Source organism: Chitinophaga sp. HK235 (assembly GCF_018255755.1).
Taxonomy (GTDB): Bacteria; Bacteroidota; Bacteroidia; order Chitinophagales; family Chitinophagaceae; genus Chitinophaga.
On sequence record NZ_CP073766.1, the window covers coordinates 5,867,457 to 5,880,574 of the forward strand.

The 13,118-nt window shown below is 47.5% G+C and carries 6 protein-coding genes; 5 read left to right on the plus strand and 1 reads right to left on the minus strand.

Features of this window, described 5'->3' with window-relative positions; all coding sequences use genetic code 11:
- Nucleotides 1–89: 89 nt before the first annotated feature.
- Both KD145_RS22215 and KD145_RS22220 read left to right on the plus strand, forming a co-directional pair.
- Nucleotides 90–3,677, plus strand: a complete 3,588-nt coding sequence (locus KD145_RS22215; RefSeq protein ID WP_212001758.1) for a TonB-dependent receptor — start codon at nt 90–92, stop codon at nt 3,675–3,677.
- 17 nt (nt 3,678–3,694) lie between these two features.
- Nucleotides 3,695–5,464 (plus strand): RagB/SusD family nutrient uptake outer membrane protein, encoded by a 1,770-nt coding sequence (locus KD145_RS22220; RefSeq protein ID WP_212001760.1) that lies wholly within the window; start codon nt 3,695–3,697, stop codon nt 5,462–5,464.
- Nucleotides 5,465–5,616: 152 nt separating this feature from the next.
- On the opposite strand, the gene KD145_RS22225 is transcribed toward KD145_RS22220, so the two are convergent.
- Nucleotides 5,617–6,690 (minus strand): fatty acid desaturase, encoded by a 1,074-nt coding sequence (locus KD145_RS22225; RefSeq protein WP_212001761.1) that lies wholly within the window; start codon nt 6,688–6,690, stop codon nt 5,617–5,619.
- Nucleotides 6,691–6,952: 262 nt separating this feature from the next.
- Here KD145_RS22225 and KD145_RS22230 point away from each other — a divergent pair, with 262 nt between their 5' ends.
- The 3 genes from KD145_RS22230 (at nt 6,953) to KD145_RS22240 (ending at nt 12,943) form a co-directional block, all read left to right on the plus strand.
- Nucleotides 6,953–7,969 carry a LacI family DNA-binding transcriptional regulator gene (locus tag KD145_RS22230; RefSeq protein WP_212001762.1) on the plus strand — a complete coding sequence of 339 codons (1,017 nt, stop codon included), beginning with the start codon at nt 6,953–6,955 and terminating at the stop codon, nt 7,967–7,969.
- Between the two features lie 298 nt (nt 7,970–8,267).
- The gene (locus tag KD145_RS22235) at nt 8,268–10,559 is read left to right on the plus strand and encodes a GH92 family glycosyl hydrolase (protein WP_212001763.1); all 2,292 of its coding nucleotides are present in this window, start codon (nt 8,268–8,270) and stop codon (nt 10,557–10,559) included.
- Between the two features lie 95 nt (nt 10,560–10,654).
- A complete protein-coding gene (locus tag KD145_RS22240; protein ID WP_212001764.1) occupies nt 10,655–12,943 on the plus strand; it encodes a GH92 family glycosyl hydrolase in 2,289 nt (762 codons plus the stop codon).
- The last annotated feature ends 175 nt before the right edge of the window (nt 12,944–13,118 follow it).

Here is a 13,118-nt window from a genome sequence, read left to right on the forward strand (position 1 = left end):
AAGCCAGACGTCAATCGGGTTAAGGGTTTCCGATTGTCATAACTAATCTATTCCGATACCGATAACATTTCACCAAACACATGTGATGTATGAGTTCTCCTCACTACAATGGGACTTCGTATGCCCAAAAATTCACTTTTTTCAAGACATTCCGGGTATTCAGGCTGATACTCCTGCTGGTATTCCTTTCCCTGCAGGTGGCCGCACTCGGTTATTCCCAGACATTAACATTGCATCAGCGTAATGCTACGCTTGCACAGGTCTTTAAAAGTATTACCCAGCAAACGGGTTACAATTTTATGTACCGCGATGAAATGCTTTCCAAAGCACAGCGTGTTACTGTTTCTCTCACCAATGTGGATTTAAAATCAGCATTGGATGCCTGTTTCTCCGGGCAGCCCCTCACTTATTCCATTGTGGATAAAGTGATTGTGGTAGATACCAGAAAAGAAAAAATGCAGTTGACAGCAGTGCAGGACGTGGATCTGCGCGGACGCATTGTAAACGATAAAGGTGAAGCCCTCCCCGGAGCTTCCGTTGTCCTGAAAGGCACCACCAAACGCGCGATGACAGATGAGAAAGGAGAATTTATGATTAAAGATGCAGATCCTGCCAATGCCATACTGGTAGTGGATTATATTGGATTTGAAAGACAGGAGGTAAATCTGCAAGGCCGTTCATCCGTTACCGTTACCCTGAAACAGAAAAATGCAGATCTCACTGACGTGGTAGTAGTTGGATATGCAACACAAAAAAGAGTGAACCTCACCGGTGCTGTGGCCACTGTTACCAGTAAAAGCCTGGAAAACCGCCCGGTTACCAACGTGTCCAGCGCATTAGCCGGATTAAGCCCCGGGCTGCAGGTCCGTCAGAGTTCCGGTAAACCCGGCTCTGATGGCGCCACCATCCGCGTTCGTGGTGTGGGTACACTCAACAACAGCGATCCGCTGGTCGTGATTGATGGTATCATCGGTAGCATGGATGCCGTAAACCCGACAGATATAGAGAGTATCTCTGTGCTCAAAGATGCGGCCTCCTCTTCTATCTACGGTACCCTGGCTGCAAACGGTGTAATCCTCATCACCACCAAAAAGGGCAGCCGCAACCGCACGACTGTTACCTACAGTGGTACCCTGTCTACTGTACAGCCCAGCAACCTGCCCAAGTTTGTCAACGACTATGTGCGTTACATGAAGCTCTACAACGAGAGTGCCCGCAACCTCGGACAGGCAGAACTGTTTAAGCAGCAGACCATCGATACCTGGAACAATGCCAACGCTCACCCCGATGATCTGAATGCAGCAGGTATCCCCAACTCCGTGGTATATGCCAATACAGACTGGGCTAATACCGTATTTAAGCACAATGTGCTGCAACAGCATAACGTTTCCGTTGCCGGCGGTGGAGAAAAATCCACCTTCCTGGTTTCCGCGGGCTACCAGAACAACCCCGGAACGATGGACCATACAGAAGCCAAACGTTATCAGATACGCCTCAACCTGGACAGCAAAATCAATCAGTTTATTACGGTTGGTACGCAAACGTTTGCAAGCCAGGAATTATTCGGACTGGGAAATACAGACAACGCCTTCAACTATCTCCGGCAGACAACACCGGGCGTGCCATCCATCTACCAGGGAAAATACGGATTCCCAACTGCCCTGGAAGAATCACAGACAGCCAATAACATCCTGTTATATCTTAATAACGTAGCAGGAAAAAATGTGCAGAACAGATTCAACTCCACCGTGTACGCCACACTCTCTATCCTCCGCGGACTGACATTTGAAACCAAATTCAACTACCAGACCCGTTTCCTGGATAAACAATTCCATGATGTTCCTTTTGCTAAATGGGACCTCTCCACCAACGTGGCCAAACAGCCGGCTGCCACACCAGACCAGCTCACCACCAGCGTGGATCACGCCAAAGAATTCACCACCACCTTCGACAACGTATTGCGCTACAGCACACAGTTCAGAGGCGGACATGATTTTTCTGCACTCGTTGGTTATAACCAGAATTACTATTACTACAACCGTGATGCTGCCACCAGGAAAGGCCTGATATCCGAAGAAGTGACCAACATTAACGTAGCCGGAAATACCAACAACGTATTTGAAGGTGCAGAATATGACAATGCGCTCCGCAGCTGGTTTGGCCGTATCAACTACGCCTACCGGAACAAATATCTGTTAGAGGCTAACCTCCGCTACGATGGCTCTTCCCGTTTTGCATCCGCGTCCCGTTGGGGTTATTATCCTTCTTTCTCTGCAGGATGGCGCCTCACAGAAGAAACATTCCTGAAAGATCTCCTGAAAGATTTCCAGCAACTGAAACTGCGTGGCTCCTGGGGTAAACTGGGTAACAACGGCGGTGGCGACAGGTCTAGAGGCAACTACGACTATCAGACGCTCTACAACCAGGTGTATTATTCCTTTAACAATACCGCTGTCAATGCATTGGCTGTTACCAAACTGGGTAACCCCGGTTTGCTCTGGGAAGCTACTGCTATCTCTGATATAGGACTGGATGCGACTTTACTGAATAATGCGCTGAACGTCTCCATCGACTACTACAGCAAATCCACCAGCGGCATCATTACCACGCCGCCTATACCACTGACAGCGGGCAATGCCGACGCTCCTACTGTCAACACCGCTACAGTATCCAATAAGGGTATTGAACTGGTGGCCAGCTACAACCATAAATTCGGCGAGGTGGACATTACTGTTGGCGGTAATTTCTCCTACAATAAAAATATCATCACATCGTATCGCGGCGCTTTCCAGGATGGTTATACCACTGATGCCAACGGTAACAAGGTATGGGCTTCCAATATCGGCAAGGTATCTTCCAATAATGGGAATAGATACAGGGTGGAAGGACACCAGATCGATGAGTATTATCTCAACAGACTGTATCAGGGTAATGGCTCCTATTTCAATGCAGATGGCAGCGTGAATATCAATGGTGGTCCTAAAGACGGTATGATCCGGTCAACGAAAGATATGGACTGGCTGAAAGCTATGATGGCCGCTGGTTATACCTTCCTGCCTGCTCAGGGCGCCGACAAAGGAAAAATCTGGTATGGTGACCTGATTTATGCTGATACCAATGGTGATGGCATTTATGGCAACAACTACGACAGGACCTTCACCGGTACCAGTGGCACGCCTAAATACAACTACGGGTTTAACTTCAGCGCATCCTGGAAAGGAATATACCTCAACATGATCTGGGCCGGAAGTGCCGGTATGCAGTATTACTACAACGACCGCGGATATTTAAGTTCTGTCACTACCGCCGGTAATGCGATCGGACTGGATGTGGCCAATGATCACTACTATTACAACGACGCTAATCCTGCTGATCCGGCCAACAATATCAACGGTAAGTACCCTCGTCTGAAACTGAATACAGATCCGCAGAACAGTCTGGATAACAATTTCTATCTCTACAATGCCTCTTACCTGAAATTAAAGAACGTGCAGATCGGTTACCAGATTCCGGACCGTCTTACCAAACGTGCCGCTATCAGCAAAGCTATTGTGTATGTGAGTGGAGAAAACCTGCTGACGATTACGAGATATCCCGGCCTTGATCCGGAAATCGGCGCCAGCGTTGGGTATCCAACCATGAAGCAGTATGCATTGGGCCTTAATGTTACTTTCTAGTTCTTAAAAGTTAGTGTATGAAAAAGTTCAGAATATTAATATATGCCGCCGGGCTCCTGTCCTTAGCCAGTTGTAAGAAAAACCTGCTGGACACCACGTCCTATACACAGGAAAGTGATGCCCTGATGTGGACAACAGACAACCTCACCGATCAGGGTATGGCCGGCGTATATGCCGCCCTGAGATTGAATATAGACCAGAGCAGTGCCTCCGGTAATGAACTGTATCAGCTGGACCGGTATGGTGTGGGCAGTATGGTGCGTGATGCAGATGGTTTACAGGTGGGTACTATTACGCCCAGCAGTGGTATGTTCAGCGTTAACTGGAAACAGTTTTATGATGGTATTCAGCGCGCCAACAATGCGATTGTGAATATCCCGCTGAAATCACCTTCTGCCAGTGATAAAAAAGCGAGATATCTGGCAGAATCCAAATTCCTGCGTGCTTATTTCTATTTCAGGTTGAATCAGCTGTGGCATGGTGTACCGGTGTATCTTCAGCCATTTACAGCAGAAGAAGCCGTGAAAGGCCGTGAAACAGAAGACAGTGTATGGCGGGTAGTCATCAACGACCTTACAGATTGTATTAACGAGCCCAACCTGCCGCTGAAGAATTCAAAAGGTAATGCCAACTACGGGCACATCACAAAAGGTGCTGCCTATGCGCTCAGAGGTAAAGCCTATCTGTATACCCGCAACTGGGCTGCTGCTGCAACCGATTTCTCGAAAGTACAGGAAGCGGGATATACCCTTTTCAACGGAGACTACAAACTGCTTTTCAAAGAAGTGAATGAACAAAGTGATGAGATGATTTTCTCCATCCAGAATATCGCTGTGACTAACTTTGGTTCTACCACCCAGTTCTTCTGTGGCAACAGAAGTTCCTTTGGCTCCTGCTGGAATACCTACCTGGTTTCTCCGGTAGTGGTAGATATGTATGAAAATTCCGATGGCAGCAAGTTTGACTGGGAAAAGGTCATCCCCGGATTTAAAGGAATGACGGCCGCACAGCGGGAAGTATACTTTTTCAGAGACGGACTTACTGCAGGCGAAATTGCAGCCGCTACTTCACGCGGACTGGATATGACTAAGTATCTGCCCGTTGGCAATGAAGCACGTATCAAGGCTGCTTATACCAACCGGGATCCACGTTTAGCCGCCAACGTTATCACGCCGTATTCGGAGTACCTGGGCGTAAACGGAAGTGCTAATCAGGTATACGTTTCAAGATGGCCTTTCCGTTCCAATACCACGCCTACCTGGGACCTGGCAACAGATACCAAGGCATATTACTATTACCTGCACCGCAAATTTGTTTATGAAGGAGCTACTGAAACCATCAACCGGGCTTATGGCCCTACTGACTTCCCGGTGATCCGTTTTGCAGACGTGTTGCTGATGTGGGCTGAGGCCCTGAATGAGCAGGGATTCAGCCAGCAGTCGCTGGACCTGGTGAACAAAGTGCGGGCAAGAGTAGGCATGCCTGCCCTGCAAAATGCTGACGTTTCCAAACCTACTTATGTAGGCGACCAGACTACCATGCGTGAGCGTATCCGCAACGAACGCAGGGTGGAATTTGTGAATGAGGGCATCAACTACTTCGATGAACTGCGCTGGAAAACATGGAAGGAAAAAACTTTTGCCGTAGGCGCCGGTCTTCAGCAGATCTGGGGCAACAATGTGGTTAACTATTCCTGGAAAGGCGATTATATCTACAACTGGGCCATTCCGCAGAGTGAAATCGAACGTAATCCCAACCTGGTACAGAATCCGGGCTGGATCAACTAATAATAACCTATCCTATCCTATTTCGTCTTATAAGCAAAGGCTGTCTCGTAAAGTTGAGGCAGCCTTTTTTATACGGAAGCACATGAAAAGAAGATGCCGTCTCTATAAAGGGACGGCATCTTCTTTTATGATTGCATTATTAGTCTTTTCGTTTATGCGGCGGCTACTGCTGCCGGTTCCGGTATAGCATTGATGCGGAGGGTCCGTTGTTTGAGGAAGGAGATGATCTCTGCATCAGACTGGAAGCGGTCGCCGATATTCACAAAGTGTTTGGCCAGCAGGTCGTAACGTTTGGTCATCAGCCAAAGCCATACGTGCAGGAAGTGGATGCCGTCGAATACAACAGCATCATTGCTAATATACTGATCAAGTGTTTTACGGAAATATACGGGGTGATCTGTCCAGTGCATGCTGGGCTTGATATGATGGCTGATATGATAACCATCGTTCCAGCATTTGTGGTTGTATTTAGTGTTGATGCAGGTGATGCTGTTTTTGTAGCAGTTGTCGGGATCATCTGCACTGATAAAGGCGTGCTGGGCCCAGTTGCCCACCATCATAATGATCCTGGAGATGATAAAGGGCAGGATAAACACGACGAAGGTAGCCGGGAAATTGATAAAGGAAAGACCCACACAGGCGCCGATGAATAACATTTCGCCCCGGACCAGTTTTACCATCAGTTTATTCCTTTTTTTGCGGATATGGTATTTGGCTGTATCGTAGACGCCAAAAGTCACAAAAGACCAGAGGTAATGAAGGAAGCCACGGAATGAATCGCGCTGGTACATCATGGTGCAGCTATCATCGTCGGGCATATTGTTTTCCGGGTGGTGCATACCGATATGGTGGGAGTAGTAGGATTCCGGTGTTTGTCCAAACAGGGGGCCTATCGCCCAGGGCAGGTAATTATTGAGGATGCCGTATTTTTTTTCGAAGAAGGCGCGGTGGCTGGTGCAATGCAGCATTAGGCCGAAAGGCCCTTTGAAGGTAACATTATTAAAAAACTGATAAGCGATAGCAGCTGCCCACCATACCCAAATATTGACACCTGGTAAGTATAGCAGGATGGCGAGTGGCCATAAGGTGAAAGTAATTTTCAGGGTCAGGTAAACAAAAGGCAGATCACGTTCATCACGGATCATGGATTTGAATACCCTGTCGAAAACCGTTTCATGCGCAGGCTTCACATATACAGGATCAGTAAGTTGGGCTAGTTGCTTCATAATAATTTTTGAATGTCAGGTTGGCTACAGACCAGTCTTAATATGTTGATATGGCCGGCTTATTTGTATAACGTTTACTTCAGTCTCTTATTATTCAGTGCCGGACCGTACTGTTGTAAGATAGCCATTTTGAGGGTAGTTTAAAATGATTTAACAGTTTTTTGTAATTTCCCGGCCGATGCATCGTTAAGACACCCGGCAGTAACCTGTAAGTCACACAAAATGGTGCAGCAGAAAACCAATCAAACTAACTAAAGCGCTAATGAAGAGACTTACACTGAAGGATGTCGCCAAAATGGCCGGTGTGGCACCTTCTACCGTATCATTTGTACTCAACGGGAAAGGAAAGCAGATGAGGATACGCGACGAGGTCGCAGCCCAGATCATGCAGGTAGTGGAAAAATCAGGGTACGAGCCACACCGGGTGGCTGTTAACCTGCGCACCGGGCAATCCAAAACCCTGGGCCTGATCGTGGAAAGCATCTCCGGTAGCTTCTTTGCCAGTCTGGCTAAAATCATCGAAACGGAAGCAGAGCAGATGGGCTACAATGTGGTGTATTGCAGTACCGAAAACAATGCCCAGAAGGGAGGGGAACTGATCCGTATGCTGGGCCGCCAGATGGTAGACGGATACCTGATCACTCCCGCACCCGGTATGGAAAAGGAAATACAACAGCTGGTACAGCATCATAAGCCCGTAGTGCTGATGGACAGCTACTTCCCGGCCATCAAAGCCCCTTATGTGCTCATCGATAACTTCGGTGGCGTAAAGCAGGGCATGGAACACCTTATCAGTAAAGGATTCACGAAGATAGCCTTTGTAACGGTGGAGGTTAAACTGATCCAGCTGCAGGAGCGCCTTCGTGGCTATATGACCACCCTGAAGGACCATGGGATCCCTGTCCGGAAGAAACATATCCTGCATCTTAAATATCATAAACAACGGGAAGACTCCCTGCTGGAAATGCAGCAGTTCATACAAGACAATCCTGATGTAGAAGCCATCTTCTTTGCCACCAACTACCTGGGGATCCTGGGGCTGGAAGCCATCGCCCGGCTGGGACTCCGGATGCCGGACGACCTGTCTGTGATCTGTTTCGATGATCATGATATCTTCCGTCTGTACCCTCCCGGTATTTCTGTCATAGAACAGCCTATAGAAGGAATTGCCAAAACAGCCATCGCCATGCTGATGCAGCAGCTGGGTAAAAAGCCCGTGCCCATTAAAAAACAGGCCGTGGAACTGCCCGGGAAGTTTATTCTGCGCGGCTCCGCATAAGAACCGCCTGCCACTCATCTAATTTCCCGGCAAAAAAATAGTTAATACCTGCTTTAGATCCGAAAATATTTATACATTTAAAGCTGTTTCCGGAAGGGGAACCTATCATTTCCCCTTCGGAAAAGAGGATAAGGATTCATCGAATCTTTTTTTTCTGTATTGATGCTAAATCGATTTTTCTAATAATTGCACGCATCGTAATATCAGCCGGCAAAGCGGGGAATATTTCCCGCAGCCTGAAACACAAACCCAGTGCCCTTGCCGGCCTGTATTGCCTTGCGGGAAACACCACTACTACATGAAAAAAGTTGGATTGCTGGCAGCTGCCTTATTTTGTATGCACGGCGCCCAAAGCCAGACTGTGTACAAGGTTGCTGAACCGGTAGAATGGGTCAACACCCTGATGGGTACCGATTCTAAAGTAAGCCTGTCAAATGGTAACGCCTATCCTGCCATCGCCCTGCCCTGGGGGATGAACTTCTGGATGCCCCAGACCAATACCATGGGTAACGGATGGGCGTATCAATATGCGGCTGATAAAATCAGAGGATTTAAACAAACACACCAGCCCTCTCCCTGGATCAATGACTATGGCCAGTTTGCCATCATGCCCGTTACCGGCAGTCTGAAGTTCGACCAGAACAAAAGAGCCAGCTGGTTCTCCCATAAAACAGAAGTAGCCAAACCTTATTATTACAGCGTTTATCTCGCGGATGCCGACGTGACCACCGAGATCACACCCACAGAACGCGCTGCCCAGCTGCGTTTTACCTTCCCGACCACCGACAGTGCCTTCATCGTGGTAGATGCTTTTGATAAGGGATCCTATATTAAAATATTACCACAGGAACAGAAGATCATCGGTTACACCACTAAAAACAGCGGTGGCGTACCGGCCAACTTCAAGAACTATTTTGTCATCTACTTTGATAAACCGTTTACCGTGGCCACCACCTGGAAAGACTCCACCCTGCTGAAAGGGCAACTGGAGCTGCAGGCAGACCACTCCGGTGCGGTAGTAGGCTTTAAAACCAAACGGGGTGAGCAGGTAGTAGCCAGAACAGCATCTTCCTTCATCAGCTTTGAACAGGCTGAACTCAATCTGCAAAGGGAAGTGGGCAAAGATGGTTTCGACATCACCTGTAAAAAAGCAAAAGACAGCTGGAACAAAGAACTGGGCCGCCTCTCCGTGGAAGGTGGTACCTCCGCGCAGGTAAGCACCTTCTACTCTTCGCTGTACCGCACCATGCTGTTCCCGCGCAAGTTCTATGAGATCAATGCAAAGAATGAAATCGTGCATTACAGTCCATTCAACGGACAGGTGCTGCCCGGCTATATGTTTACCGACAATGGTTTCTGGGATACCTTCCGTGCGGTGCATCCTTTCTTCACCCTCATGTATCCTTCGCTGAGCGCACATATCATGGAAGGTCTGGCCAACAGCTATAAAGAAAGCGGCTGGTTGCCTGAATGGGCCAGCCCCGGTCACCGTGATTGTATGATCGGCTCCAACTCCGCTTCCCTCATCGCTGATGCCTACCTGAAAGGTATCCGTGGTTATGATATCAATACCCTCTATGAAGCGATTCTGAAGAATACGGAAAATGAAGGCCCGCTTGAATCTGTAGGCCGTAAAGGGGTGAAATACTACAACGAACTCGGTTATGTTCCCTACGATGTGAAAATCAACGAAAATGCTGCCCGTACGCTGGAATATGCCTATGATGACTTTACGATCTACCAGCTGGCCAAAGCGCTTAACAGGCCTAAGGAAGAAGTGGAACGTTTTGCCAAACGCGCTCAGAACTACCGCCATCTTTTTGATCCGGAAACCAAACTGATGCGTGGTAAGAACAAGGATGGCCGCTTCCAGACACCTTTCAATCCTTTTAAATGGGGTGATGCCTTTACAGAAGGCAACAGCTGGCACTATACCTGGTCTGTGTTTCACGACGTACAAGGGTTGTCTGACCTGATGGGTGGCCGCACTATGTTTGCCTCTATGCTGGACTCCGTTTTCAAAATGCCACCAGTATACGACGAAAGCTACTATGGTTCCGTTATTCATGAGATCCGCGAAATGCAGATCATGAACATGGGCCAGTATGCGCATGGTAACCAGCCCATTCAGCATATGATCTATCTGTACAACTATGCCGGCCAGCCCTGGAAAACCCAGTACTGGATCCGTCAGGTGATGGAACGCCTCTATAAAGCCACACCCGATGGCTATTGCGGTGATGAAGACAACGGACAGACTTCTGCCTGGTACGTGTTTTCCGCCATGGGCTTCTATCCCGTATGCCCAGGTACACAACAGTATGTATTAGGGACTCCCCTGTTTGCCAAACTTACCATGACACTGGAAGATGGTAAAAAAATGGTGATCGAAGCACCAGGCAACAGTGACAAGAACCTGTACGTACAAAACGCCGCCTTAAACGGTGTCCCCTATACGAAAAACTGGATCAGCCACCAGGACCTTCAGAAAGGAGGAAAACTGGTATTCCAAATGGGCGCTACTCTTGAAAAGACCAGAGGTACCCAGCCAGCTGCTTTCCCTTATTCGTATTCAACAGCCAACAAATAATACGATATAGAAGAATTTCATTGTTCACTGTAAATAATCCATCCCGATTCTTCGGGATGCAGAGTTTTTAAGTCAGACACGTTAAACTGATACTGATGACCAACAGGATTTTTTTATCGACCATACTCAGCTGTATTTGCTGTTCACTTTTTGCACAGGAAAATGTGCTTTCATATGTGAAACCCATCACCGGCACCCAACGTATGGGACATACCTATCCCGGTGCTACCGTGCCTTTTGGTATGGTACAGCTGAGCCCGGAAACAGACACGCTCTCTTATGAGATGAATGGGAAATACAACCCTGATGTGTATAAGTATTGTGCCGGTTATCAGTATGAAGACAAAACCATCGTCGGTTTCAGTCATACGCATTTCAGTGGTACCGGACACTCCGACCTGGGCGATTTCCTCATTATGCCCACTACCGGAACACTTCAGCTGAACCCCGGTACAGCAGATCATCCTGAAAGTGGGTACCGCAGCAGGTTTTCACACAGCACCGAAGTAGCAGAACCGGCTTATTACAAAGTGAAACTGGAAGACGACGGTATCCTGGCCGAACTGACAGCCAGCAACCGCGTTGGTTTTCATCAGTATACCTTTCCGGCTTCTGATCAGTCGCATATCATCCTCGACTTCATGTCAGGCATTTACAACTATCCGAATAAAAATGTATGGACTTTTGTGAGGGTGGAAAATGATACGCTGGTAACCGGTTTCCGGCAAACCAGCGGCTGGGCGCGCACAAGGATAGAATATTTTGCCATGGTGTTCTCCAAACCATTTAAGGAATACGGACACCGTAACTATACAAACGATGTGTACAAAGGTTTTTACCGCAAGTTCGACCAGACAAAAAACTTTCCGGAAATGGCAGGCCGTCAAATACGTGCCTGGTTTGATTTTAACACCACCGCAGGAGAAAAAATAAAAATAAAATTTGCCATCTCCCCGGTAAGCACCGAAGGTGCCCTGAAAAACCTGCAGGCAGAAATCCCGGAATGGGACTTTGATCAGGTAAAGCGGGAAGGCCAGGCGCTGTGGACAAAAGAGCTGAATAAAGTACATATCGAATCCGCCAGCAGAGAAGAGAAGGAAAACTTCTACACCGCGATGTATCATGCCTTCATTAATCCCACCACCTACATGGATGTGGACGGGCAGTACCGCGGACTGGATATGAATAATCATACCGCCAACGGATATACGAACTATACTACCTTTTCCCTGTGGGACACCTACCGGGCATTACATCCGCTGTTTAACATCGTGCAGCCACAACGGAATGCGGATATGATACAGTCGATGATCCATCATTATGATCAGAGCGTTCAGCATATGCTGCCCATCTGGTCGCACTACGCCAACGAAAACTGGTGCATGATCGGATACCACAGCGTTTCGGTGATTGCCGATGCGATCATGAAAGGCAATGCGCCTTTTGATGTGAACAAAGCCCTGGATGCCTGTGTGACCACCGCCAGACACCGCAATTATGACGGGCTGGGCTACTACATGGACATGGGTTATGTGCCGGAAGATAAAAACGGCTCCTCTGTTTCCAAAACACTTGAATATGCCTATGATGACTGGTGTATTGCACAAGTGGCCAAAAAGCTAGGCAGAACAGCTATTTATGAAGAATTCATCAAACGTTCCAATAACTATAAAAACGTTTACGATAAAACCATTGGTTTTATGCGGCCACGGTTGAATGATGGTACCTTCAAAGCTGCATTTGATCCGCTGCAAACACATGATCAGGGCTTTATTGAAGGCAATGCCTGGAACTACAGTCTTTATGTGCCTCACAATCCGGATGATATGATTGCCATGATGGGAGGGAAAAAACAATTCACCCAACACCTGGATTCATTGTTCACCATGGAGTTACCGGATAAATACTTCGCGGAAACGGAAGACATTACCCGTGATGGTATTATCGGCAATTATGTGCATGGTAATGAGCCTTCCCACCATGTGGCCTATCTGTATAACTGGACCGGCTATCCGTGGAAAACACAGGAACGTATACGGATGATCCTGAAAAAAATGTATCATCCAGGCCCTGATGGTCTTGGAGGTAACGATGATTGTGGCCAGATGAGTGCCTGGTATATTTTCAGTTCTCTTGGATTTTATCCTGTATGCCCCGGCTCCGACCAGTATTCGCTGGGAAGTCCTGCTGTGGATAAAGCCACCCTGCAACTCGAAAATGGTAAAACGTTTATCATCGACGTAAAAAATCAGGGAGATAAAAATGTATATGTGCAGAAAGTATTGCTGAATGGTAAGCCGCTCGACCGTTTGTATATCACACACAGTGAGATTATGAACGGTGGAAATATCACCTTTTTTATGGGGCCTAAAGCGAAGAAGTGATGTGTTCGAATATATAAAATGCAAAAAAGGCCCTGGCGTGACTGCCAGGGCCTTTCCTTTTTTAGTAGTTGGGTTTGTGCATTATTAAAAATCAAGTGAATGATGCTTTTTTAAATTCAACTAATAAGTTGTGTTTTTGATAGATGTATATGAATGTTTAAATTATTAATTTCCA

Coding starts and splice junctions, on each gene's coding strand:
- KD145_RS22215 (WP_212001758.1), top strand. CDS start 90: ATGAGTTCTCCTCACTACAATGGGACTTCGTATGCCCAAAAATTCACT.
- KD145_RS22220 (WP_212001760.1), top strand. CDS start 3,695: ATGAAAAAGTTCAGAATATTAATATATGCCGCCGGGCTCCTGTCCTTA.
- KD145_RS22225 (WP_212001761.1), bottom strand. CDS start 6,690: ATGAAGCAACTAGCCCAACTTACTGATCCTGTATATGTGAAGCCTGCG.
- KD145_RS22230 (WP_212001762.1), top strand. CDS start 6,953: ATGAAGAGACTTACACTGAAGGATGTCGCCAAAATGGCCGGTGTGGCA.
- KD145_RS22235 (WP_212001763.1), top strand. CDS start 8,268: ATGAAAAAAGTTGGATTGCTGGCAGCTGCCTTATTTTGTATGCACGGC.
- KD145_RS22240 (WP_212001764.1), top strand. CDS start 10,655: ATGACCAACAGGATTTTTTTATCGACCATACTCAGCTGTATTTGCTGT.